22 protein-coding genes are annotated in these 23,122 nt (G+C 73.4%); 16 read left to right on the forward strand and 6 right to left on the reverse strand.

The window, feature by feature from the left end:
- Positions 1–227 precede the first annotated feature (227 nt).
- The 9 genes from ABEE00_RS14245 (at position 228) to ABEE00_RS14280 (ending at position 9,162) form a co-directional block, all read left to right on the forward strand.
- Entirely contained in the window at positions 228–878 is a 651-nt protein-coding gene (locus ABEE00_RS14245; RefSeq protein ID WP_345745796.1) for a GNAT family N-acetyltransferase, read from the forward strand.
- A 78-nt stretch (positions 879–956) separates the two neighbouring features.
- Positions 957–1,037 carry a putative leader peptide gene (locus tag ABEE00_RS35815; protein WP_451918576.1) on the forward strand — a complete coding sequence of 27 codons (81 nt, stop codon included), beginning with the start codon at positions 957–959 and terminating at the stop codon, positions 1,035–1,037.
- A 280-nt stretch (positions 1,038–1,317) separates the two neighbouring features.
- A complete protein-coding gene (locus ABEE00_RS14250) occupies positions 1,318–2,490 on the forward strand; it encodes an LLM class flavin-dependent oxidoreductase (RefSeq protein ID WP_345745797.1) in 1,173 nt (390 codons plus the stop codon).
- The gene (locus tag ABEE00_RS14255) at positions 2,487–3,914 is read left to right on the forward strand and encodes an MFS transporter (protein ID WP_345745798.1); all 1,428 of its coding nucleotides are present in this window, start codon (positions 2,487–2,489) and stop codon (positions 3,912–3,914) included. Before ABEE00_RS14250 ends, ABEE00_RS14255 begins: the two co-directional genes overlap by 4 nt.
- A gap of 137 nt (positions 3,915–4,051) precedes the next feature.
- Entirely contained in the window at positions 4,052–5,020 is a 969-nt protein-coding gene (locus ABEE00_RS14260) for a PrsW family intramembrane metalloprotease (RefSeq protein ID WP_345745799.1), read from the forward strand.
- Positions 5,021–5,134: 114 nt separating this feature from the next.
- On the forward strand, positions 5,135–5,872 hold the full coding sequence (locus ABEE00_RS14265) for a TetR/AcrR family transcriptional regulator (RefSeq protein ID WP_345745800.1): 738 nt from the start codon (positions 5,135–5,137) through the stop codon (positions 5,870–5,872).
- A complete protein-coding gene (locus ABEE00_RS14270) occupies positions 5,869–7,539 on the forward strand; it encodes an FAD-binding dehydrogenase (protein WP_345745801.1) in 1,671 nt (556 codons plus the stop codon). Before ABEE00_RS14265 ends, ABEE00_RS14270 begins: the two co-directional genes overlap by 4 nt.
- Positions 7,536–8,357, forward strand: a complete 822-nt coding sequence (locus ABEE00_RS14275; RefSeq protein ID WP_345745802.1) for an SDR family oxidoreductase — start codon at positions 7,536–7,538, stop codon at positions 8,355–8,357. Before ABEE00_RS14270 ends, ABEE00_RS14275 begins: the two co-directional genes overlap by 4 nt.
- A 136-nt stretch (positions 8,358–8,493) precedes the next feature.
- On the forward strand, positions 8,494–9,162 hold the full coding sequence (locus ABEE00_RS14280; protein ID WP_345745803.1) for an SAM-dependent methyltransferase: 669 nt from the start codon (positions 8,494–8,496) through the stop codon (positions 9,160–9,162).
- Between the two features lie 244 nt (positions 9,163–9,406).
- Here ABEE00_RS14280 and ABEE00_RS14285 read toward each other — a convergent pair whose 3' ends face one another.
- Together ABEE00_RS14285 and ABEE00_RS14290 are read right to left on the reverse strand one after the other, a co-directional pair.
- A complete protein-coding gene (locus ABEE00_RS14285) occupies positions 9,407–11,020 on the reverse strand; it encodes a helix-turn-helix domain-containing protein (protein WP_345745804.1) in 1,614 nt (537 codons plus the stop codon).
- A gap of 154 nt (positions 11,021–11,174) precedes the next feature.
- Positions 11,175–12,620, reverse strand: a complete 1,446-nt coding sequence (locus ABEE00_RS14290; protein ID WP_345745805.1) for a GntP family permease — start codon at positions 12,618–12,620, stop codon at positions 11,175–11,177.
- Positions 12,621–12,951: 331 nt separating this feature from the next.
- Between ABEE00_RS14290 and ABEE00_RS14295 the strand changes: the two genes are divergently transcribed.
- The 5 genes from ABEE00_RS14295 to ABEE00_RS14315 all read left to right on the forward strand — a co-directional run bounded on the left by ABEE00_RS14295 (position 12,952) and on the right by ABEE00_RS14315 (position 18,971).
- The gene (locus ABEE00_RS14295; RefSeq protein ID WP_345745806.1) at positions 12,952–14,754 is read left to right on the forward strand and encodes a sensor histidine kinase; all 1,803 of its coding nucleotides are present in this window, start codon (positions 12,952–12,954) and stop codon (positions 14,752–14,754) included.
- Positions 14,751–15,437, forward strand: a complete 687-nt coding sequence (locus tag ABEE00_RS14300) for a response regulator transcription factor (RefSeq protein ID WP_345745807.1) — start codon at positions 14,751–14,753, stop codon at positions 15,435–15,437. Before ABEE00_RS14295 ends, ABEE00_RS14300 begins: the two co-directional genes overlap by 4 nt.
- Before the next feature lie 28 nt (positions 15,438–15,465).
- On the forward strand, positions 15,466–15,951 hold the full coding sequence (locus ABEE00_RS14305) for a GNAT family N-acetyltransferase (protein WP_345745808.1): 486 nt from the start codon (positions 15,466–15,468) through the stop codon (positions 15,949–15,951).
- A 415-nt stretch (positions 15,952–16,366) separates the two neighbouring features.
- Positions 16,367–17,974, forward strand: a complete 1,608-nt coding sequence (locus ABEE00_RS14310; RefSeq protein ID WP_451918577.1) for a M4 family metallopeptidase — start codon at positions 16,367–16,369, stop codon at positions 17,972–17,974.
- A gap of 19 nt (positions 17,975–17,993) precedes the next feature.
- Positions 17,994–18,971 carry a M28 family metallopeptidase gene (locus ABEE00_RS14315; protein WP_345745809.1) on the forward strand — a complete coding sequence of 326 codons (978 nt, stop codon included), beginning with the start codon at positions 17,994–17,996 and terminating at the stop codon, positions 18,969–18,971.
- A gap of 99 nt (positions 18,972–19,070) precedes the next feature.
- Here ABEE00_RS14315 and ABEE00_RS14320 read toward each other — a convergent pair whose 3' ends face one another.
- Together ABEE00_RS14320 and ABEE00_RS14325 are read right to left on the reverse strand one after the other, a co-directional pair.
- Entirely contained in the window at positions 19,071–19,892 is an 822-nt protein-coding gene (locus tag ABEE00_RS14320; protein ID WP_345745810.1) for an ABC transporter ATP-binding protein, read from the reverse strand.
- Entirely contained in the window at positions 19,879–20,820 is a 942-nt protein-coding gene (locus ABEE00_RS14325; protein WP_345745811.1) for an ABC transporter permease, read from the reverse strand. Before ABEE00_RS14325 ends, ABEE00_RS14320 begins: the two co-directional genes overlap by 14 nt.
- Before the next feature lie 138 nt (positions 20,821–20,958).
- On the opposite strand from ABEE00_RS14325, the gene ABEE00_RS14330 reads away from it, so the two are divergent.
- Complete coding sequence (locus ABEE00_RS14330) at positions 20,959–21,612, forward strand: TetR/AcrR family transcriptional regulator (protein WP_345745812.1); 654 nt, start codon at positions 20,959–20,961, stop codon at positions 21,610–21,612.
- A gap of 110 nt (positions 21,613–21,722) precedes the next feature.
- On the opposite strand, the gene ABEE00_RS14335 is transcribed toward ABEE00_RS14330, so the two are convergent.
- Together ABEE00_RS14335 and ABEE00_RS14340 are read right to left on the reverse strand one after the other, a co-directional pair.
- Positions 21,723–22,070, reverse strand: a complete 348-nt coding sequence (locus tag ABEE00_RS14335) for a hypothetical protein (RefSeq protein WP_345745813.1) — start codon at positions 22,068–22,070, stop codon at positions 21,723–21,725.
- Positions 22,071–22,208: 138 nt separating this feature from the next.
- Complete coding sequence (locus ABEE00_RS14340; protein WP_345745814.1) at positions 22,209–22,442, reverse strand: hypothetical protein; 234 nt, start codon at positions 22,440–22,442, stop codon at positions 22,209–22,211.
- Positions 22,443–22,570: 128 nt separating this feature from the next.
- Here ABEE00_RS14340 and ABEE00_RS14345 point away from each other — a divergent pair, with 128 nt between their 5' ends.
- On the forward strand, positions 22,571–23,092 hold the full coding sequence (locus tag ABEE00_RS14345) for a hypothetical protein (RefSeq protein WP_345745815.1): 522 nt from the start codon (positions 22,571–22,573) through the stop codon (positions 23,090–23,092).
- The last annotated feature ends 30 nt before the right edge of the window (positions 23,093–23,122 follow it).

The following is a 23,122-nucleotide window of genomic DNA, read 5'->3' on the forward strand; positions in this document are numbered from 1 at the left end:
ATGGCAGGTGTAGCAGCGGCCCGGCCACCCGGCGAGGAGGCCACGGGGAGCCGTCGGCGAACTCCCGCACGCTCTGTACGGCACCCGCGGCATCTGCTGTAGCGGCCCCGACTCCCGTACACGGTAAGGGAATTCGGGTGCCGTGCGGCTCCCCGGGGCGTAATGTTCACTACCGGCGAGAGAGCCTTACTTGGCACCCGTACCGCCGCATCTCACCGGAGGCGAGCATGATTTCGGAACTCACCAGGACCTGGACGCACGGCTGGACCGTCTCGCGGCGCACCCCGCCGCCCGTCGAGCGGCCCTGGGGGCTGTCGATCGAGGTGGGCGCGGAGGGGCACATGCTGCGTCATGTGGTGCCTTCTGCCGAAGGGGACGCGATACGCGCCGCGGCCGAGGCGGCCCCGGGGCCCGACGCCTGGCTCAAGATCCCGGCGGAACCCCGGGAGGTGTGGCCCTTCCTGCCCCCGGGGTGGGTGGTGGTCGAGGAGGACCCCGGGCATCTGATGGCGGCCGATCTGTGCGAGACGGGCCCGGCGGCGCCCGAGGGGTACGCGGCTTCGGTGGAGGTGTGTGACGGGGTCACCTTCGTGGTGGTCAGGGACGCGGCGGGGGAGCGGGCGGCCAGAGGCCAGGCGGCGGTGGTGGGCGAGGCCGCGATCGTCGACCAGGTGGTGACCGAGGAGGCGCACAGACGCCGCGGTCTGGGCGCGTTCGTGATGCGGACCCTCGCCGACCGCGCCGTCGCCGAGGGCGCGGTGCTCGGCATCCTCGGCGCGACGGACGCGGGGCGCGCGCTGTACGAGACGCTGGGCTGGAAGGCGCACGCGGGCCTGACGGGCTGCACCCGGCGTGCGCAGCCGGGCGGCTCCTCGTGAGGCCGCGCCGTCTCACCTGCTGGAACCTTTTCCCGCCGCACTTGAACACCCGGCGGGGGAGCGCGGAGAATGCCACGCATGTTCGCTGCTGCCTGCTTGCTCGTGGAGCGCCTCCACGTCGACCTGCGCCGTCAGGCCAGCGCAGCCTGTCGCGGCTGACCTCTCGCCCCCTCGGGCCGCGCCGCGACCTCCCGCTTTCTCCGCGCGTTCACGCTTCTCCCCGCCCCTGAACGGGCGCCCCACCTCGTACCCGCATATCCGCATCCCCGCACCGGGCCGCCGGCCGCGCTCCCGGTGCCGGGCGGCAGACGGCGTACGCGGTGTACGGGGCGCATCCGGGCGTCCCGGGCGTACGGGGAAGGTGGCGCGCTCCGGTGTCGTGCCGTCCCGACGGGCCGTGCTCCTCCCCCGAACCGCCCGCCTCCCACCCGGAGTTCCCATGTCAGAGCAGACACCGCCCGCATCACCGCTCACCTTCCACTGGTTCCTGCCGACCACAGGCGACAGCCGGCACATCGTCGGCGGGGGCCACGGCTCGGACCCGGGCACGGCGGGCGGCGACCGTCCGGCCTCCGTCGAGTACCTGGGCCAGATCGCGCGCACCGCCGAGCAGCTCGGCTTCGTGGGCGCGCTCACCCCGACCGGCGCGTGGTGCGAGGACGCCTGGCTGACCACCGCGATGCTGACCCAGGTCACCGAGCGGCTGAAGTTCCTGGTGGCCTTCCGCCCCGGGCAGATCAGCCCCACGCTCTCCGCGCAGATGGCCGCCACCTACCAGCGTCAGTCGCACGGGCGGCTGCTGCTCAACGTCGTGACCGGCGGCGAGTCGGCCGAGCAGAAGGCGTATGGGGACTTCCTCGGCAAGGACGAACGGTACGCGCGCACAGGCGAGTTCCTCGACATCGTGCGCAAGCTCTGGGACGGGCAGACCGTCGACCACCGCGGCGAGCACCTGCATGTGGAGGGCGCCCGCCTCAACCGGCTGCCGGACCCCGTGCCCCAGGTCTACTTCGGCGGCTCCTCACCGGCAGCGGGCGAGGTGGCGGCCAAGTACACCGATGTGTACCTGACCTGGGGCGAGCCTCCGCAGCAGGTCAAGCAGAAGATCGAGTGGGTGCGCTCGCTCGCCGCCGCGGAGGGGCGCGAGGTGCGCTTCGGCATCCGGCTGCACACCATCAGCCGGGACACCTCGGCGGCGGCCTGGGCCGAGGCCGAGCGGCTGCTCGCCGGAATGGACCCCGAGCGGATCAAGGCGGTCCAGCAGGGCCTGGCCACCAGCGAGTCCGAGGGCCAGCGCCGCATGCGCGAGCTGCACGACAGCGGCACCAGCGACAAGCTGGAGATCTACCCCAACCTGTGGGCCGGTGTCGGCCTCGTACGCGGCGGCGCCGGAACCGCGCTGGTGGGCAGCCACACCGAGGTCGCCGACCTGATCGAGGAGTACCACCGGCTGGGCATCGAGGAGTTCGTGCTCTCCGGGGTGCCGCACCTGGAGGAGGCGTACTGGTTCGGCGAGGGTGTCCTGCCCCTGCTGGAGCGCCGCGGCCTGTGGAGCCACCCGGCCGGGCCGCGCACGGTGGAGGCGGGCACCGTCCCGTTCGCGGGCCGGTGAGCGCGGCGCAGGAGGCCGCCCCGGCTGCGGCACAGGACCGACAGGCGCCGTCCGCGCGCAAATTGCGCACGGTCGTCCTCTCCTCCCTGCTCGGCACGACCGTCGAGTGGTACGACTTCTTCCTCTACAGCACGGCCGCGAGCCTCGTCTTCGGCAAGCTGTTCTTCCCCACAGGCAACGGCACGGTCGGCACGATGCTGTCCTTCGCCACCTTCGCCGTGGGCTTCCTCGTCCGGCCGCTGGGCGGCCTGCTGTTCGGGCACATCGGCGACCGCATCGGACGCAAGCGGACCCTCGCCTTCACCATGGGCCTGATGGGCGCCTCGACCGCGCTGATCGGCCTGCTGCCCACGTACCAGCAGGTGGGGCTGTTCGCCCCGGCGCTGCTCCTGGTGCTGCGGGTCGCGCAGGGCGTGGCGCTCGGCGGCGAGTGGGCGGGCGCCGTGCTGCTCGCGGTCGAGCACGGGCCCGAGGGCCGCAAGGGGAGGTTCGGCAGCTATCCGCAGATCGGCCTCGCCCTCGGACTGGCCCTCGGTACGGGGGTGTTCGCGCTGCTCAGCACGGCGCTGTCGGACGCCGCCTTCCTCGGCTGGGGCTGGCGCGCCGCGTTCCTGCTCAGCCTGGCGCTGGTGGTCATAGGACTGACCGTGCGGCTCAAGATCGACGAGACGCCGGCCTTCCGCGCGGTGCAGGAGCTCGGCCACCAGGCGCGCAGCGCACCGCTGGTGGAGCTGCTCCGGGACCGCGCCCCGCGCCGGCACACCGTGCTCGGCATGCTCGCGCGCTGGGGCGAGGGCGCGGCCTTCAACACCTGGGGCGTCTTCGCGCTCACGTACGCCACCGGCACGCTCGAGCTGCCGCGCACCCCCGTCCTGCTCGGCGTGACCCTGGCCGCGCTGGTCATGGCAGTGCTGATCCCGGTATCCGGCAGGCTCACCGACCGGTACGGGGCGCGGCGCGTGTACGGGGTCGGCATGGTGGCCTTCGCGGTCTCGGTCTTCCCCGCGTTCGGGCTGTTCGGCGCGGGCGGTCCCGCGGTGTTCGCGGTGACGCTGCTGCTCACCCTCGGGGTGGTGCACGCCTCCTTCTACGGGGCGCAGGGCACGCTCTTCGCCGCGCTGTTCACCACCCGCATCCGCTATACGGGGATGTCGTTCGTCTACCAGATGTCCGGGATCTTCGCCTCGGGCGTCACCCCGCTGATCATGACCGCGCTGCTCGCCGTCGCCTCGGGATCCCCGTGGTGGGCCTGCGGCTACCTCGCGCTGACGGGTGTGATCAGCGCCTGGGCGACCTCGCGGCTGCGGGAGGAGGACCTGCATGTGGCGACGGGGAGGCGTGCGGGGGTTTCCGCGCAGGGCGTCGAGGAGCCCGCGGGGGCCGAGCGTACGGAGGCCGAGCACGCGGAGACCGTGAGCCGCTGAGCCCGGGGCGCCGTGCGTCGCTGAGCTTGGGGCGCCGCGGGTCGCTGAGTCGGTGGGTCGGCCGGGTTTCCGGCTCGCGCCACCTGCCGGCTTCCCTTTTGCTGGAGTCTGTCCCCCTACCCCGGCAGGAGGCGTCCGTGGCAGCTCAGCACACCCTCGGCGACACCCGCCCCGCGCAGGAGCCGCACCCTCCGCGCCACCGCGCGTGGCTGACGGTCTTCCTGACCGGGCTGGCGCTGTGGGTGCTCACCGTGGTCGTCACCTTCGCCACGGGGAACGCGAACCTGCTGCCCACGCTGGTCTTCCTGGGCAGCTTCCTGGTCCCGGTCACCTTTGTGACCTGGGCCTTCGACCACACCACGCGCGGCACGGCGATCACCCCGCGCAGGCTGCTCGCGGCGTTCCTGGTCGGCGGCACGCTGGGCGTGCTGGGCGCCTCGGTGCTGGAGGACTACTTCCTGCACCCCTCGGCGGGGATGTTCGCGGGCGTGGGCCTCATCGAGGAGGGCGTGAAGCTCGTGGCGCTGTGGCTGGTGGCACGCGGGCTGCCGCGCTACGGCGTACGGGACGGGCTGGTGCTGGGCGCGGCCGTCGGCTTCGGCTTCGCCGCGCTGGAGTCGAGCGGGTACGCGCTGACCGCGCTGTTCACGGTGAAGGGCCTGTCGCTGGACGCCCTGGTGCAGACCGAGATCCTGCGCGGACTGCTCGCACCCTTCGGGCACGGACTGTGGACCGCGATCCTCGGCGGCGTGCTGTTCGCCGGCGCGGCCTACGGAGGTTCAGCGCGCGAGGGCAGGCTGCGCCTGACCTGGCCGCTGATCTGCGCGTACGTGGGAGTCGCGGGGCTGCACGCGCTGTGGGACGCCATGCACGGCATCGCCGTCGCGCTCACGGCGCGCTGGACCGCCTCCCCGTACCAGGCCGGAATGCTGGAGCGCGGCTATCTGCCCCGCCCCACCCAGGAACAGGCCAATCTCGTGCTCGCCCTCCAGATCGCAGGATGGGTCGTGATCACCGCCGTCGCGCTGGCCTGGCTGGGGGCCCTGGTGCGAGCGCGCGCACCCCGTACGGACAGGCGCGTGGCGCCCGGCGGCTGGGGTGCCTGAGCGGGTGCTCCGGCGGGGCTGAACGCGTGCGGACGGGCCCGTTGCGGGGCGTCCCGACCCTTGCGGATACGAAAATGTATCGGATACGTTCGCGTATCCGAGGGGTGATGCGCGATGACGGTCTCCGCAACTGCCGGACGGCAGGCGGGAGTTGAGGGCGCGGCACCGCTGAGCGCGCGCCGCGCGAGGACCCGGGAGCGGCTGCTGGACGCCGCGCTGGAGGTCTTCGCCGAGGAGGGCTTCGGGCGCTCCACCGTGGAGCAGGTCTGCGAGCGCGCGGGGTATACGCGCGGCGCCTTCTACTCCAACTTCTCCTCGCTCGACGAGCTGTTCCTCGCGATGTGGGAGCAGCGTTCCGCGCGGATGCTGGACGATCTGCGCGCCGCGCTCGACTCCGTACCCGAAGGCGGCCCGGACGGCGGCCCCGGCTGCGGGCCCGAGGAGGGGCTGCGGGCCGCGCTCGCGGCGATCCCGGTGGACGACGCGTGGTACCGGGTGTCCGCCGAGTTCACCGCGCACGCCCTGCGCAACCCCTCGCTGCGGCGCGTGATGGCGGCCCGCGAGGAGGCCATCCAGGACACCGTGCTGCCCGTGGTGGTCGCCGCGCTGGGCAGGGCGGGACGCCGGGTGCCCGACGAGGCGGCGCTGGGCCGCGCGCTGGTCGCGGTGCACGACGGCACCTCCGTGCAGGTCCTGCTCGAACCGGACGACGAGGCGGTGCGCCGCCGCCGCGAGGACCTGTTCCTGAACGTGCTGCACGCCTACAGCACCCCGCACGCCGAGCACACCCGGCAAGCCCAGCATGCCGAGCACGCCCCGTATGAAGCCCCCACCACCGAGGAGCCGCAGTGAGCGCAGGCCGTGAGGACGCCGACGTCATCGTCGTAGGGGCTGGACTGGCCGGTCTCGTCGCCACCTACGAACTCACCCGCGCGGGCAAGCGGGTGCTCGTGATCGACCAGGAGAGCGAGGCCAATCTGGGCGGCCAGGCGCACTGGTCGCTGGGCGGCCTGTTCCTGGTGGACAGCCCCGAACAGCGCCGCATGGGGATCAAGGACTCCTACGAGCTGGCGCTCGCCGACTGGCTCGGCTCGGCCGGCTTCGACCGGGAGCGCGAGGACCACTGGCCGCGCCAATGGGCCCACGCCTACGTGGACTTCGCGGCCGGCGAGAAGCGCCGCTACCTGCACGGTCTCGGCCTGCGCCTCACCCCGACCGTCGGCTGGGCGGAGCGAGGGGCAGGCACCGCGACCGGGCACGGCAACTCCGTACCCCGCTTCCATCTGACCTGGGGGACCGGACCGGAGGTCGTACGGATCTTCCGCGAGCCGGTGCAGGCAGCGGCCGAACGCGGGCTGGTCACCTTCCGCCACCGGCACCGCGCGGACGAACTCGTCGTGGAGAACGGCGTGGTGACCGGCGTACGCGGCACGGTCCTCCAGCCCGACGACCGCCCGCGCGGCGAGAAGTCCTCGCGGGAGACGGCGGGCGAGTTCGAGCTGCGCGCGCAGGCCGTGGTGGTCACCTCGGGCGGCATCGGCGGCAACCACGAGCTGGTCCGCAAGAACTGGCCGGCCCAACGCCTGGGCCCGGCCCCGCAGTCGATGATCACCGGAGTTCCGGCGTACGTGGACGGGCGGATGCTGGAGGTGGCCGAGGGCGCGGGGGCCTCGCTGGTCAATCGCGACCGGATGTGGCACTACACCGAGGGCATCAAGAACTGGGACCCCGTCTGGCCCGACCACGCCATCCGCATCATCCCCGGGCCCTCCTCGCTGTGGCTGGACGCGACGGGGCGGCGGCTGCCCGCGCCGCTGTTCCCGGGGCACGACACGCTGGGCACGCTCCAGCACATCCTCGGGACGGGGCACGACTACACGTGGTTCGTGCTCACCCGCTCCATCGTGGAGAAGGAGTTCGCGCTCTCCGGGTCCGAGCAGAATCCGGACATCACCGGCAAGGACCTCAAGCTCGCGCTGTCCCGCGTCAAGAAGGGCGCACCCGGTCCCGTGCAGGCGTTCCTCGACCACGGCGAGGACTTCGTGGTGCGCCGCTCGCTGCGCCGGCTGGTGGACGGCATGAACGAGATCGCCCCGGGGCCCGCGCTGGACTACGAGCAGGTCGAGCGCGAAGTGACCGCGCACGACCGGGAGGTGGGCAACCCCTACTCCAAGGACCTCCAGCTCATGACCGTCAACAACGCGCGCGGCTACCGCGCGGACAGGATCACGCGGGTGGCGAAGCCGCACCGCTTCCTCGACCCCGCGCACGGGCCGCTGATCGCGGTGCGGCTGCACGTGCTGACCCGCAAGACCCTCGGCGGCCTGGAGACCACCCTCGACTCGCAGGTGGTGCGCCCGGACGGCACGCCCTTCGAGGGGCTGTACGCGGCGGGCGAGGTCGCCGGCTTCGGCGGCGGCGGAGTGCACGGGTACAACGCGCTGGAGGGCACCTTCCTCGGCGGCTGCATCTTCTCGGGCCGCGCTGCGGGGCGCGCGCTGGCGCGGAGCCTGGCGTGAGCGGGCCGGGGCCGGTGGCGGGAGGCGGGCGCACCGCGCTGGTCACGGGCGCGTCCTCCGGGATCGGCGCGGCGGTCGCGGCCTCGCTCGCCGGGCGCGGCTACCGGGTGCTGGGCACGAGCCGCGCGCCGGAGAAGATCGCCGACCCGGTGCCGGGGGTGGAGTATCTGGCGCTCGACCTCGCGCACGAGGATTCCATCGCGGAGTGCGCCGAGGCGGCCGGGCCGGTCGACGTGCTGGTCAACAACGCGGGCGAGAGCCAGAGCGGCCCGCTGGAGGAGCTGCCGGCCGAGGCGCTCCAACGGCTCTTCCAGCTCAACGTGTTCGGGGCCGTGCGCCTGACACGGCTCGTGCTGCCCGGCATGCGCGCACGCGGGTACGGCCGGGTGGTCATGATCGGTTCGATGCTGGCCAGCTTCCCGCTCGCGTACCGCTCCTCGTACGTCGCCTCCAAGGCGGCCCTCCGCGGCTTCGCCAGTGCCTCGCGGCGCGAACTGGCCCCGTACGGCGTGCGGATGTGCACCGTCGAGCCGGGTGCGGTCAACACCGGCATCAGCGAGCGCCGCACGCATCTGATCGCCGAGGACTCCCCGTACGCGGACGAGTACCGCACCATGCTCACGGCGCTGAACGCGAACGAGGCCAACGGCATCAGCCCGTCCAAGGTGGCGGCCACGGTGGTGCGCGCCGTGGAATCCCGCCGCCCCAGGCCGTTGTACGCGGTGGGCAGCAACGCCCCCGTGGTCTTCGCCCTGCGCCGTGCGCTGCCGAGGTCGGCCGTGGAGCGGATGGTGGGGCGGCGGCACGGGTTGCGCTGAGCGGCGCGCGGGCACTCTGAAGCGGAGGCCCGGCCGCTGGTTGCCGTTGTGGCAACGGGCTTTGCCGTGTGGGGGTGCGGGGGCGGACTCTCGTGGGCACAGGGAACGGATGACCTGATGACCTAGGGAGCCGCACATGACCACGAACGCGAACGCCGCCGCAGCGCCGCTCTCCGAGGCGGAGTACTGGGACGGCCGGTACGGCGAGAGCGACCGCATGTGGAGCGGGCGGCCCAACGCCGCGCTGGTCCGCGAGACCTCGGAGCTCGCGCCGGGGGAGGGCCGCACCCCGGACAGCGCGCTCGACCTCGGCTGCGGCGAGGGCGCCGACGCGCTCTGGCTCGCGCGGCGCGGCTGGCGCGTGACGGCCGTGGACATCTCCCGTGTCGCGCTGGAGCGCGCCGAGGGCCACGCGCGGGACGAGGGCCTCGCGGAGCGCGTCGACTGGCAGCGGCACGACCTGGGGGAGTCCTTCCCCGAGGGGGAGTTCGGGCTGGTCTCGGCCTGCTTCCTGCACTCGCCGGGCGAGATGCCCAGGGAGCGGATCCTGCGCGCGGCGGCCTCCGCCGTCGCGCCGGGCGGCGTCCTGCTGATCGTCGGCCACGCGGGCCCCGCGCCCTGGGAGGAGAACCCGCACCCGGACGTCCACCTGCCCACCCCCGACGAGGTGCTGGAGTCGCTGCGGCTCCCCGAGGGCGCATGGGAGGTGCTGCACCGCGACGAGCACCAGCGCGTGCAGACAGGACCCGACGGCGAGGAGAAGACCCGCACCGACAACACCCTCAAGCTGCGCAGGCTCCCGTAACCCGCCTCAGCGGAGAAGGAGCGTGGGCCCGGCATACGACCCCCGTGCGTATGCCGGGCTTCCGGCCGCCGCGAGGCTCGCGGCGCTGCGCCGCGGCCGACACCGAAGAAGCTAGAAGGGGCCGTGCGCTGTGCCAACGTGCACGCTGCTCAACTCCGGCGCGGGTTTGTGCACGGCGCTCAGCCGGACCGCCCGGCGGGGCCGTTCAGCCGGGCCGCCCGGCCGGACTCTCCGGCCGGACCGCTCAGGCGGAGTCCGCGCCGCTGATCCGCAGGGCGAGGACGAGGTCGTGCACGCCGGTCCCGGTCGTCAGCAGGTCCAGGCCCAACTGGGACTCGGCGGTCCGCAGATGGGCCCGTACGGTGTTGCGGCTGATGTCCATGCGCCGGGCCGCGCGCTGCGCGTCGGTGTTGGCGTCGACCCACGCCCTGAGCGTGCGCAGGTGCCGCTCCTCCAGGGGGCGGAGGACGGCGCGGGCCCACGCGGCGGGCGCCTCGTTGCGCAGCAACTCGTCCAGGGAGGCGGGCGGTTGGTGGTTCTCGGGCCCCGACCCCGTACACGAGCCGCTGAGCGCGACGGCCAGGTGGACGTCGGCGCGCGAGCGCACGTCGGCGAGGTCGTGGCCGAGCGCCCGCTCGGCCCGGCGGAGGTGCGCCGCGACGGTGTTGCGGCTGAGCCCGAGCAGCCGGGCCACCGCCGATCTGGGCATGGTCAGCGCCATGTGCGTGATGTCGGCGCTGGTGCGCGGCACCGACTCCAGCGGCCGCAGCAGCGCGTGCGCCCAGGCGAGCGCCTGCTGGTGGGGGAGTACGCCTTCGAGCGAGGTCCTGCCGTGGAAGTGGGCGATGCGGTCCGGTGCCGTACGGGCCGCGACCAGGGCGTGCGCGGCCTGCCCGTACGCCTCGGTGGCGCCGCCGAGCGGATGCGTACCGCTGACGCCCATCGCGTACGTGGGGTTCTCGCGCACGAGGCGGCGCAGGGACGCGCCGAGCCCACGCGCCGGACCGCCGCCCGGGCCACCGCCGGAAACTCCGTCAGGCCGGCGGTCCGGACCGCCGTCCGGACCGCCGCCCTCCACCTCCTCCTCGGCGACCAGGCAGATCAGGTGCTCCTTGAAGACCGGGCACTGCACCATCAGCGAGGCGCCGTGGTACCCGGAGGGGTCCTGGAGCGCCTCGCAGATGCGGTCGCGGTCGGACGGCGGGCAGCGCAGGAGGTGCAGGCGCATGCGTTCGCCGTCCAGCAGCGGCGGCACCGCGCCGGTCGTCATCCGGCGCGCCAGCAGCGGATCGCCGACGAGCAGCGCGTGCAGCACGGCGAACCGCACCTGGTGCGCCTTGTGGTGGTAGCCGCGCCGGGTGCGGTCGCCGTCCGCCGCGCGGTGCAGCAGCGCGAGCAGGCTGCCGGTGTGCGAGATCAGCGCGCCGGTGCCGGGGCCCGGCTCGTCGGCGGAGGCCACCACCAGGACCGGGCGCCTGCCGTACGGACCGAGCGCCTCGCAGCGGATGTGCAGCGTGCCGGACGCGCCCTCCGCCTCGGTCGCGGCGGCGGCCAGCTCCCCGCCGGACAGCCGCGCCAGGAGCGGGGCGAGCGGCCCCAGCGCCTCGTGCGGGAAGCCGTCCGTCGCGGACTCCACCCTGGCCGAGCCGTCGGCGACGACCGCCGCGTGCACGCCGGTCCGCCGGCGCAGCCAGCCCAGGAGCCGGTCGGCCTCGGGTTCGTCCGCGCCGGCGGCCTGCCGCCGCACCTCGCGCAGCAGCCCGTCCAGACCGGCCGGCCCGTCCGGTGCGTCCGCTCCGTCCGGTGGGGGCGACTGCTCCCGCGTACCGGTGCTCGCACCCGTGCCCGCGTACTCCACGCTCTCCGTCCTTCCGCCCGCCGGGCGCCGCGCTCCGGCGGCCCCCGGCGTCAGCTTCTCAGACGGAGCGCGGCGGCTTGAGGGGAACCTCGGACGTTCGGACGCCGGCCGGTCGGACGCACACCGGCACCGGTCGGACGCGCACCGGCACCGGTCACACGAAGGCCGACAGCAGCAGCGCCATCAGCAGGCCGCACACGCTGACCAGGGTCTGGATCACCGTGTGCGAGCGGGTCGCCTGGCCAAGCGTCATCCCGAAGGACTCCTTGACCAGCCAGAAACCGGCGTGGTTCACGTAGTTGAGGCCGATCGACCCGGCGCCGATGGCGACCACGAGCAGCGCCGTGTGCACGCTGTCCCCGGACGCGGCCATGGGCGCGAGGATGCCGGTCGCGGAGACGATGCCCACGGTGGCCGAGCCGGTGGAGAAGGAGAGGACGAGGGCGACGAGCCAGCCCAGCACGAGCAGGTTGAGGTGCGCGCCGGAGGCGGCCGAGGAGATGGCCTTGCCGATGCCGGAGTCCTCCAGCACCTGGTTGAACGCGCCGCCGCCCGCGATGATCAGCAGGATGCCCGCGACCGACTTGATGCTGTCGCCGAGCGCGCCGCGGATCTCCTCTGACGGCATCCCGCTCCGGTAGCCCAGCACGAACAGCGCGAAGAGGAACCCGGCGAACATGGCGATGACGGGTTCGCCCGTGAATGTCAGCACATGCCGTACGGGGCTGCCCTCCGCGACCAGCAGCTCGGCGAGCGTGCGCAGGAGCATCAGCGCGACGGGCACGAGCACGGCCGTCACCGCCCAGCCGGTACGCACCTGGCGCGGAGGTCCGGGGACGGCGGCGTGTTCCGGTGCGCCTTCCGTGGCCCCTTCGGCCTCCGAAGTGCCGTGCGCGCCCGAGGAGTTCTCCGCCCCGGCGAACTGCGCCGCCAGCTCCGGGTCAGGACGCACCGCCAGGCGCGGGGCGAGCCAGCGCCCGTACACCGGGCCCGAGAGGATCACCGTCGGCACCGCGCACACGAGCCCGACCAGCACCGTGGTGCCGAGGTCGGCGTGCAGGCCCTGCACCGCGATGAGCGGCCCCGGGTGCGGCGGGGTCATGCCGTGCAGGGTGGCCAGCGCGGCGATGGTGGGGGTGGCCAGATACACGTAGGGCGAACCGGTGCCGCGGCCCTCGCGCTCCAGCCGCCTGGCCACGCTGAAGATCAGCGGCAGCAGCACGATCAGGCCGATCTCGAAGAACATCGGGATGCCGATGAGGAAGGCCGCGCCCGCCATGTACCAGGGCAGCGAGCGCTCGCCCGCGCGGTCGACGACCAGCCGCGCGATGCGGTCGGTCGCGCCGGAGGCGGAGAGCAGCCGCCCGAGCATCGCCCCGAAGGCGAGGGTGACGCCCACGTCGCCGAGGATGCCGCCCGCGCCCTTCTCCACCGACTCGGCGATCTCCTCGGTGGACAGCCCGGCGGCCAGCGCGGTGCCGACCGAGACGGCCATCAGCGCGACGAACGGATGGAACCGCAGCCGGGAGTTGATCAGGACGATCAGCAGCGCGATCGCCGCGGCGAGGATCGCCAGCAGCGTCCAGGTGTGCGGCGTCACAGCCCGCCCCCTCTCCGGCGCGGGGCCAGGTCGGTCGGACCGGCACAGGGCGCACGGTGGCACACCGCACAGGGCACGGCGCATGGCCTCGGCATGAGAACTCCCTCGATCACAGCGGCTCTTCGGCGCGCTGCGGCCCTGCGCCCGGGGTACGCGACCGCACCGGGCCCGCGCCGCGCGGCCTCGGCGGGCGAAGCTATCCGGCCACGCCGCGGCCGCTCCAGGATCTGCGCGCAACCCGCGAAAGCCCTGTTCCGAGAGTTGTGCGCATTGTGCGCACGGGAGGGGGCTGGCCCGCCGGCGGCCCGGAACGGCCGGATACCTTGACCGGGTGAAGCGCTTCCCGACCCCAGCGGGCACCCCGCCGGAGGGCACCCCCGCGCCGCCCCGCGCCCGGCTGCTCAGGCTGCCCAGGCCGCGGCTGCGCAGTCAGGTGCTGCTGCTCCAGTGCGCCGTGGTGGCCGTCGCGCTCGCGGTCGCCTGTGGAGCCTTCGCGTACGTGAATCACCGCAGGCTCATCAGGGAGCACCAGCAGCGCGCCCTCGCGGTGGCCCGCGCCGTCGCGGAGCAGCCCGGGGTGCGGGAGGACGCCGCGCGGTTCTCGGAGGCGAACGACAGGGAGGGGCGCGGTGCCGCGTACGCCCCGCGCTCGGAGCTGGCCGGGACGCGCGCGCACGACCTGGCCGAAAGGGTACGCAAGCGGACCGGCACGCTCTTCGTGGTCGTGACCGACGACCACGGCGTACGGCTCGCCCACCCCGACCCCGGCGAACTGGGCCGCAAGGTCAGCACCGACCCCTCGCGCGCCCTGTCGGGACATGAGGAACTGGCGTACCACCGCGCCCACTTGGGCAACGAGGTCGTCGCCAAGGTCCCGGTGTACGCGCCCGGCCCGGCGACCCGCGTCGTGGGGGAGGCCAACGTGGGCGTGGCCGCCTCCGACGTACGGGAACAGGCGCTGCGGGTGCTGCTCGGCGGCCTCGGCTGGGCGGCGGCCGCCCTGCTGCTCGGCATCGGTGCCTCGGCGCTCCTGGCCCGGCGCTGGAAGCGGCTCACGCTGGGCCTGGAACCGGAGGAGCTGGCCGGTCTCGTACAGGAGCAGGAGGCCGTGCTGCACGGGATCGCCGACGGGGTCCTGGCGCTGGACGCCGCGGGCCGGGTGACCGTGGCCAACGACGAGGCCCGGCGGCTGCTGGACACGGAGGCCGCGCCCGGAACGCACGTCGCGGCGCTGGGCCTGACCCCGCGCGTGCTGGCCGAACTGGAGCACCCCTCGGGGCACCCGGTGACGGCGGTGGCCGGCGACCGGGTGCTGGTGCTCTCGGCGCGCACGGTGCGCAGGGCCGGGCACGACCTGGGGACCCTGCTGACTGTGCGGGACCGCACCGACGTGGAGGCGCTGACCCGGCGCCTCGACGCGGTCGAGGCGCTGAGCGATTCGCTGCGCGCGCAGCGGCACGAGTTCGCGAACCGGCTGCACGTGCTCTCCGGGCTCGCGCACGGAGGGCGGACCGAGGAGCTGACCGGATATCTGGACACGCTGCTGGAGTCGGGCCCGCTGGGCGCGGCCCCCGAGGGGGTGGAGGCGGTGCGCGACCCGTATCTGCGGGCCTTTCTGACCGCGCGTTCGGCGCAGGCGGCCGAGCGCGGCGTGAGCCTGCGGATCGGCGGCGCCACCTGGGTCGACGCCGAGGTGACCGCGCCCGCCGATGTGACCACCGTGCTGGGCAACCTCGTCGCCAACGCGGTGGAGGCGGCGGCCGAGGGCTCCCGGCGCACTCCCGGCGGTCCCGCCGTGGAGGCCGAACTGATCACCGACGGAGGCACCTTGCTGATCACCGTGGCCGACACGGGGGACGGCGTACCGGCGCGGCTGGCGGACGAGGTGTTCCGCGAGGGCGTGTCCACCAAGGACCACGCGACGGCGCCGGGCGGCCGCGGCATCGGCCTCGCCCTGGCACGCCAGATCGCCCGCGTACACGGCGGCGACCTGCGCCTGGCCGATCCGGGCGGGCGCGATGAGACGGATCAGGACGGCGTACGGGATCCCCAACGGGTCTCCGGCGGCGCGGTGTTCGTGGCGCGGCTGCCCGGCGTGCTGGCCGTACGCGGTGTCCCGGCGGGTGGCGCATGAGCGCGCGGGAACCCCTCACCGTGCCGCCGGAACCGCTCACCGTGCTGGTCGTGGACGACGACTTCCGGGTGGCCGGGCTGCACGCGGCGCGGGTGGACGAGACGCCGGGCTTCCGCACGGCGGCCACGGCGCGCAGCGCCGCCGAGGCGCTGGAGGCCGCGGCCGCCGAGCCCGTCGACCTGGCGCTGGTCGACCTGTATCTGCCGGACGGTCCCGGCACCGAGCTGGTGCGGCAACTCCCGTGCGACGCCGTGGTGGTGAGCGCGGCTGCCGAGGGGGAGACGGTGCGCCGCGCGCTGTCCGCCGGTGCGCTGGGCTATCTGATCAAGCCGTTCGCGCCGGAGCGGCTGACCGGCATGCTGCGCGGCTACGCCCGCTACCGGCGGCTGACCGGCGCCGCGACCCTCGACCAGGAGGCGCTGGACGAGGCGTTGGCGGCGCTGCGCGGCGCGCCGCGGCGCGCGCGCCAGGCCGCGGCGGGCTCCGCGACACGGGAGTTGGTGCTCGCCGCCGTGCGCGAGGCGGCGGGACCGCTGTCCTCGGGGGAGGTCGCCGAGCGCACCGGCGTCTCGCGCGCGACGGCCCAGCGCTACCTGGCCGGGCTGGTCGACGGCGGCCTGCTGCGCATGCGGCTGCGGTACGGGGCGACCGGTCGCCCCGAGCAGGAATATGCCCAGGAATGAGCGGCGGCGCACGGCTACGCTCGGCCGGATGATGTTCCATATCGAGGCACAGGCGGACGAAGAGCGACGCCAACTGATCCGGAAACGGCTGCGGGAGACCAACAACCGGCTCTCGCCGGTGGTCGCCGGACTGCGCGGCACCGGCGCCGACGCGCAGGTCCCGGTGGAGGTCTACGCGTACGAGTCCGAGCCCGGGCCGGGGGCGGGAGCAGGTGTGGGGCCGGGTGGGCGCGGCGAACCCGTGGGGGGTCTCGTGGCGTACGCCTGGTGGCACTGGCTGCACCTCGACCTGCTGTGGGTGGACGAGCGGCACCGCGGCAGCGGCCTCGGCTCGCGGCTGGTGACCCGCGCCGAGGAGCTGGCCCGCGAGGAGCACGGGTGCACCCACGCGCGCGTGGCCACCTGGGACTTCCAGGCGCCGGGCTTCTATCAGAAGGCGGGCTACACCCTGGTCAGCACGGTCGAGGACTACCCGCCAGGATGCACGGACCACCTGCTGACCAAGCGGCTGTAGGCGGCGCCGCGGCCACCCGGAATCGATGACCCGGAAGTGACCACCCGGAATCCCTCCAACTGACGCCCTCTGCACACCGTTTGGTCCGGTGATGTTCCTTCTTGACCGGCAACGGCCCTATTCCGTACGGCTCTTGGTAAAGACGCGGTAACACTCTGCGGAAAATCATGGCCATCGGCAGGGTCGCTGCTGGCACCATCTGGCTCAGGCGCGTACTCGCGTTCGTTTTCTTCACTCGCGGTACCGCCGACTCAGCGCAACACCGGGCTCATCGGCCCGGCCAAACCCCCCACGAACAGAGCCGCCCACCGGCGGCCCAAGCTGCTGAGGAGACCCAGTGCGAGGGAACCCCCGCATATCCGGCACCCCCGAAGAGTCCCGCGCCGACCACCGCGCGCGGAGGAACCGCAAGCGCATGGTGCGCGGCGGCGCGCTGCTCGCGACGGCCGCGATGGTCGTCGCCGCTGTGGAGGCGGGCCCGGCGCTCGCCGGCGAGGAGAAGCCCGCGAACGGCACCGAGGCCACCGCGAAGGCGCTCCACCTGGGTGCCAAGGAGAAGCTGGTGCACCGCGACACCGTCAAGGACGCGGACGGCACCACGCACACCCGTTACGACCGCACGTACGACGGACTGCCCGTCCTGGGCGGCGACCTGATCGTGCACCGCTCGCCCTCCGGCGCGACCTCGGTCACCAAGGCCACCCGGCACCGCATCGCGGTGGCCTCCACGACTGCCGCGGCGACCGCCTCCGACAACGCGGACGGCACCGCGCTGAAGGCCGCCAAGCAGGAGAAGGTCACCGGCGCCAAGGCGGGCAAGTCGCAGCGCGTCATCTGGGCGGCGGGCGACGGCAAGCCGCAGGCCGCGCTGCAGACCGTGGTGCGCGGCACGCAGGAGGACGGCACGCCCAGCGAGCTGCACGTCATCACGGACGCCACGTCCGGCAAGAAGCTCGCCGCGATGGAGGAGAGCCGCGGCGTTGTGCCCTCCGACGTCGCCAAGGCCGCGCAGCAGAAGGCGGCGAAGGCGCCGGGTGCGGCTGCCGAACAGGGCACGGGCGAGAGCCAGTACAGCGGCACGGTGCCGCTGGACACCACCAAGGACGGCAACGGCTACACCCTGACCGACGACAAGCGCGGCGAGGGCAGCACGACCGACCTGAAGAACCAGCAGGACGACGCCGGCAAGGGCGAGAAGTTCACCGACGAGGACAACAAGTGGGGCGGCGGCCGCCAGACCGCCGCCGTCGACGCCCACTACGGCGCCGCCACCACCTGGGACTACTACAAGAAGGTCCACAACAGGGACGGCATCAAGGGCGACGGCAAGGGCGCGCTCTCCCGCGTCCACTACGGCAAGAGCTTCGTGAACGCCTTCTGGGACGACTCCTGCTTCTGCATGACGTACGGCGACGGCGAGGGCGACAAGAAGCCGCTGACCGCGCTGGACGTGGCCGCGCACGAGATGTCGCACGGCGTCACCTCGGCCACCGCGAACCTCAACTACGAGGGGGAGTCCGGCGGTCTCAACGAGGCGACCTCGGACATCATGGCCACCGACGTCGAGTTCTCCGCCAAGAACAAGAAGGACCCGGGCGACTACCTCATCGGCGAGAACATCGACATCAACGGCGACGGCAAGCCGCTGCGCTACATGGACAAGCCGAGCAAGGACGGCAAGTCCCTGGACAACTGGTCGGCCGACGCGGGCAACGCGGACGTCCACCACTCCTCGGGCATCGCCAACCACTTCTTCTACCTCGCGTCCGAGGGCAGCGGGAAGAAGAAGATCGGGAACGTCGAGTACGACAGCCCGACCAAGGACGGCTCCAAGGTCGAGGGCATCGGCAGGGACAAGGTCATCAAGATCTGGTACAAGGCCCTGACCGCGTACATGACCTCCACCACCGACTACAAGGCCGCGCGCGAGGCCACCCTCAAGGCAGCGAACGACCTGTACGGCAAGGACAGCACCGAGGCCAAGGGCATCGCAGCCGCCTGGTCCGGCGTCAACGTCAAGTAGTCACAGGGGAGTTGCTCAGATGAAGACGCGCATCTCCGCGCGCCGCGGCAGAGTGATCGCCGCGGCCGGCGCCCTCGCGCTGACCGCGAGCGGCATCGGCCTCGCGCAGGCCACCGCCACCCCGGCCCCGGCCCCGGCCCAGGCCGAGGCGCCGAAGATCCCGGTGGAGAAGGTCCAGGGGCACCTGGCCGAGCTGCAGAAGATCGCCGAGAAGAACGGCGGGAACCGCGCGCACGGCGAGGCCGGCTACAAGGCGTCCGTCGACTACATCAAGAAGAAGCTGGACGCGGCCGGATTCACCACCAAGGTCGAGGAGTTCGACGGCCAGGGCAAGAAGGGCTACAACCTCATCGCCGACTGGAAGGGCGGCGACGAGGGCAAGACACTGATGGTCGGCGGCCACCTCGACAGCGTTCCCGAGGGCCCGGGCATCAACGACAACGGCAGTGGCTCGTCCACGCTGCTGGAGACCGCGCTCGCGGTGTCCCAGAGCAAGTACAAGCCCACCAAGCACCTGCGGTTCGCGTGGTGGGGCGGCGAGGAGCTGGGCCTGCTGGGCAGCAGCGCCTACGTCAAGTCGCTGAAGGACGACGAGAAGTCGAAGATCAGCGGGTATCTGAACTTCGACATGACCGGGTCGCCGAACCCGGGCTACTTCGTCTACGACAGCTCCAAGGAGCCCGAGGGCTCCGCCGCCATCCAGAAGGAGCTGACCGCCTCGCTCAAGGAGGGCAAGCAGGAGGCCGAGCCGCTGGACATCAACGGCCGCTCCGACCACGCCGCGTTCTCCGAGGCGGGGATACCCAACGGCGGCACCTTCTCCGGCGCCGAGGAGATCAAGTCCGAGGAGCAGGCGAAGAAGTGGGGCGGCAAGGCGGGCGAGGCCTTCGACCCGTGCTACCACTCCAAGTGCGACACCACGAAGAACATCGACGAGAAGTCGCTGGACATCCAGGCCCAGGCGATCGCCAAGAGCGTGTGGGAGCTGTCCAAGTAAGCCCGCCCGAGGGCGAGTTCTCGTGAGGCCATGAGGAGGCGGCCTCCCCGTGTGTGCGGGGAGGCCGCCTTCCGTCGCGCGCTCGCGGCCCGCACGCCGCTAGCGGCTCGTCTCCTTCTCGTACGCCTCGACGACCTCCTCCGTGGGGCCGTCCATGCGCAGCTCGCCGTGCTCCAGCCACAGCACCCGGCCGCAGGTCTCCCTGATCGACGCGTTGTTGTGGCTGACCAGGAACACCGTGCCGGCCCGCTCGCGCAGCTCCCGCACCCGCTCCTGCGAGCGCTCCTGGAAGGCGCGGTCGCCGGTGGCCAGCGCCTCGTCGATCATCAGCACGTCGTGCTCCTTGGCCGCGGCGATGGAGAAGCGCAGCCGGGCGCCCATGCCGGAGGAGTACGTGCGCATGGGCAGCGAGATGAAGTCGCCCTTCTCGTTGACCCCGGAGAAGTCGACGATGTCCTGGTAGCGCTCGCGCACGCTGTCCCGGGTCATCCCCATCGCCAGGCCGCCGAGCAGCACGTTCTTCTCGCCGGTCAGGTCGTTCATCAGCGCCGCGTTGACGCCCAGCAGCGAGGGCTGGCCGCAGGTGTAGACCGAGCCGCGCTCCGTGGGCAGCAGCCCGGCGACGGCCTTGAGCAGCGTGGACTTGCCCGAGCCGTTGGTGCCGATGAGCCCGATGGCCTCGCCGCGGTACGCCGTGAAGCTCACCCCGCGCACCGCGTGCACCTCGCGCATCCCGGTGTCCTCGCCGCGGCCGCGCCGCCTGACCATGCGGCCGAGTGCCGCGGTCGCGCTGCCCCTGCCCTGAGCGCCGCCCTGGGGGCGGTAGACGACGTGCACGTCGTCGGCGATGACGGTGGGGCGCTGCCAGTCCACCAGGGGTGCGGGCGCCGGTCCCGTACGGGTCGCCTCAGCCGCGTCCATAGCGTTCCTCCGCCTTCCAGAAGTACACGAAGCCGCCCACCAGGCTCAGCACCGCCCAGCCCAGGGCCAGGGCCCAGATGTGCTGCGGGAGGTGGTCGGCCTTCTTGAAATCGGTGATGAGCGCGAAGCGGACCAGGTCGATGTAGACGGCCACCGGGTTCACCCCGGCCAGGTCCCGCACCCAGGGCGCCGCGTGGGCGTGCGTGAGCGTCTGGCTCATGCTGTACATCACGCCGGACACGTACATCCACGTGCGCAGCAGGAACGGCAGGAGCTGCGCCAGGTCGGGCGTCCCCGCGCCCATCCGCGCCAGCATCAGCGCCAGCCCCGTGTTGAACGCGAACTGGAGCACCAGCGCCGGGATCACCAGCAGCCACGACGTACTGGGGTAGTTGCCGAATCCCAGCAGCAGGGCCACCAGCACGACCATCGAGAACAGGAGCTGCTGGAGCTGTTGCAGAGCGAAGGAGACGGGCAGCGCCGCGCGGGGGAAGTGCAGCGCCCGTACGAGGCCGAGGTTGCCGGCGATCGCCCGCACGCCCGCCTGGGCCGAGCTCTGCGTGAAGGTGAACACGAAGACGCCGGTCACCAGGAACGGGATGTAGACGTCCGTGCCCATGCCGCGCTTGGCGTTCATGATCATGCCGAAGACCAGGAAGTAGACAGCGGCGTTGAGCAGCGGGGTGGTCACCTGCCAGAGCTGGCCCAGCTTCGCCTGGCTGTACTGCGCGGTCAGCCGCGCCGTGGCGAACGCGGTGATGAAGTGCCGCCGCTGCCACAACTGCCGCACGTACGCCGGCAGCGCGGGTCTGGCGCCGCTCTGGCTCAGCCCGTGCAGGGCGGCGAGCTGCGCCGGGCTGCACGGGGGAGCGCCGGGGGCGGCGGGCTGCGCGGCCTCCGGCGGAGAAGCGGTGGTGTACGGGGTCATCCGGTCGCCTTTCCGGTACGCACGCGAGGTGCGGCGGATGGAACGATTGCGTTGGAACGGGCGCGTTCCGTCGCGACGAAACCGTACGACAGGCGACGTCGGAACACAAGCGTTCCGTCGTCAGGTAAAGTGCAGGTCATGACTGACGGCAGAGCGCGGCGCACGGACGTGGACGGGGAGACGGCCGAACGGGGCGGGCGGAGGGCGCCCGCGGGGGCCGCGGTCCTGCGCGACGACGTCACCGAGGCGATCCGCGCGGCCGTGATCCAGGAGCTGGCCACGGTGGGCTACGGGCGGATGTCGATCGAGCGCATCGCCCGCAGCGCCGGCGTGGGCAAGGCCGCCGTCTACCGCCGCTGGCGCTCCAAGCTGCCGATCGTGCTGGACGTGATGGCCGACCTCGCGGCCGAGGGCATGCCGACGCCTGACACCGGCTCGCTGCTGGGCGACCTGACCGCGCTGCTGGAGGCGACCTCGGGCGTGCTGGCGCACCCCACGGTGGCCCGCATCCTGCCCGACCTGCTGGCCGAGGCGTCCCGCAACCCGGAGATCGCCGAGGCGGTACGGGGCGCAGTGCGGGACTCGCAGCGCCACATCGCGCGCACCGTGGTCGGCAACGCGGAGTCCCGCGGCGAACTCCCCCCGGGGACCGACCTCGACCTGGCCCTCGACCTGGCCTGCGGCCCTCTGTACTGGCGCCTGATCATGGTCGGCTCACCGCTGAACGAGGGCTACTTGACCGCCCTCGCGCGCTCGACGGCGGCTGCGCTCAAGGAGGCGCGCGTCGCGTAGGCCGCGCCTCCGGGGGGGTCCGCGCCTCCGGGGGGTGTCTACGCCTCCGGGGGTGTCCGCGCCTCCGCGGGCTTCGCCGGGCGGTGCGGACGAGACCGCGTGCCGTCGCCTCACGGCTGGGACTCGTCCGCCTCCTCCGCGTCCGCCTCTGTCCTCGTGCGGACCGCTTCCTCCTCGGCGGAGAGGCCCGCCGAGCCGCCCTCCGCCTCGGCGTGTACGTCCTGCCTGCGCGGGGGAGCGGCCTCGGGGCCCTCGTACAACTCGCCCGCTGGGCCGGTCCGTTCGGGGTCGGTCCGTTCGGGGCCGGCGGGCTCTCCGGAGCCGGAGTCGAGGCCGCCGGGGGCCGGGGCGTCCTCCGGCTCCTCCTCGGCCAGCCGCTCGTCCAGCGGCTGGCCCTCCCGCATCTCGGCGGGCGTCGGCGCCTGCCGGGTGGCCGCCGTCGGGGCGTCGCCCGGCACCGGCTCCTGCTGCGGATCCTCGGCCCGCTGCTGTTCGGGCGTGCCCTCCTGGAGGTCGGGGATGCCCTCGTCCTCCGGGGAGCCGCCCGGGTCGCTCGGGCCGTCCTCCGGGTCCTGCGCTGCCTGCGCTTCCTCGACCTACGCGCCCTCGCCCGGCGCCGTGCCCGGCGCGGGCGGCGGGTCGGACTCGACGGGCGGGTGCCACGGGCCGCGCTCGGTGCGCTCGCCCGGCTCCAGACCCTCCACGGGGCCCTCGGCGATCTCGGGTTGCTGCGGCCCGCTGCCCGCCACGTTCTGGGTGCCGCCCTTTCCGAGAGGCGGCGGGGCCGTGTCCCGCTCCTCCTCGGAGCGGGTGCCCTGCGGCCTGGTCATGACTACCTCCCGTGCCTCGGGCCCTCGCGGGTACCCGGAGCGGGCGGCGGAAACGCAGCGGGGCGAGGGGTGTTCAGGGTGTGCGGCGGGGCACCCGGGCGGCGGCGCGGCATCCCTGGAGACTCGAGGTGAAGGGAAGCGAGACCATGGTGCGCAAGAAGGTCGAGGGCGACGAGGACGCGCGGCGCGCCGAGGCGCACAAGGCGGCGGCCGACCGCGAGGCGCCCAGCGCACGCGGTGTGACGACGGGCGCGTCCAAGCAGCGGCGGCACGTCGGCGCCGGCGGCCCGCACACCCACGAGGAGCGGGTGGCCTCGCAGCACCGCGGCAAGCAGGAGTGGCGTACCGGCGATCTGGCCGAGGAGGGGCTGGTGGACACGGCGGCCGCCGAGCCGTCGCGCGACTTCACCGGGCGGGGCAGCCCGTCGTACAGCACGCAGCACGAGCAGGTCTTCCGCGCCCTCGCGCAGGCCGAGGGGGAGCACGACGGGCAGGCGGTGCCGCTGCCCGAGGTGGCGCAGGCGGCGGGCTTCGAGGAGGAGGACACCCGCGTCCTGCTGCACGATCTGGTCGCCGTGCACCGCCTGGCGACGGAGATCCAGGACAGCGCCTCCGGCTTGGCGCACTACGAGACCGCGGCCCGCCACTGAGCGGCGGGCGACCGCACCGGCGCACCAGCC

Source organism: Streptomyces odontomachicola, assembly GCF_039605595.1.
Taxonomy (GTDB): Bacteria; Actinomycetota; Actinomycetes; order Streptomycetales; family Streptomycetaceae; genus Streptomyces.

Excerpts from the sequence above, each read along its gene's own strand:
- ABEE00_RS14340 (WP_345745814.1), bottom strand. The coding sequence starts at position 22,442 with ATGACCAGGCCGCAGGGCACCCGCTCCGAGGAGGAGCGGGACACGGCC.
- ABEE00_RS14315 (WP_345745809.1), top strand. The coding sequence starts at position 17,994 with ATGAAGACGCGCATCTCCGCGCGCCGCGGCAGAGTGATCGCCGCGGCC.
- ABEE00_RS35815 (WP_451918576.1), top strand. The coding sequence starts at position 957 with ATGTTCGCTGCTGCCTGCTTGCTCGTGGAGCGCCTCCACGTCGACCTG.
- ABEE00_RS14305 (WP_345745808.1), top strand. The coding sequence starts at position 15,466 with ATGATGTTCCATATCGAGGCACAGGCGGACGAAGAGCGACGCCAACTG.
- ABEE00_RS14320 (WP_345745810.1), bottom strand. The coding sequence starts at position 19,892 with ATGGACGCGGCTGAGGCGACCCGTACGGGACCGGCGCCCGCACCCCTG.
- ABEE00_RS14325 (WP_345745811.1), bottom strand. The coding sequence starts at position 20,820 with ATGACCCCGTACACCACCGCTTCTCCGCCGGAGGCCGCGCAGCCCGCC.
- ABEE00_RS14265 (WP_345745800.1), top strand. The coding sequence starts at position 5,135 with ATGACGGTCTCCGCAACTGCCGGACGGCAGGCGGGAGTTGAGGGCGCG.
- ABEE00_RS14280 (WP_345745803.1), top strand. The coding sequence starts at position 8,494 with ATGACCACGAACGCGAACGCCGCCGCAGCGCCGCTCTCCGAGGCGGAG.
- ABEE00_RS14300 (WP_345745807.1), top strand. The coding sequence starts at position 14,751 with ATGAGCGCGCGGGAACCCCTCACCGTGCCGCCGGAACCGCTCACCGTG.
- ABEE00_RS14250 (WP_345745797.1), top strand. The coding sequence starts at position 1,318 with ATGTCAGAGCAGACACCGCCCGCATCACCGCTCACCTTCCACTGGTTC.
- ABEE00_RS14310 (WP_451918577.1), top strand. The coding sequence starts at position 16,367 with ATGGTGCGCGGCGGCGCGCTGCTCGCGACGGCCGCGATGGTCGTCGCC.
- ABEE00_RS14330 (WP_345745812.1), top strand. The coding sequence starts at position 20,959 with ATGACTGACGGCAGAGCGCGGCGCACGGACGTGGACGGGGAGACGGCC.
- ABEE00_RS14245 (WP_345745796.1), top strand. The coding sequence starts at position 228 with ATGATTTCGGAACTCACCAGGACCTGGACGCACGGCTGGACCGTCTCG.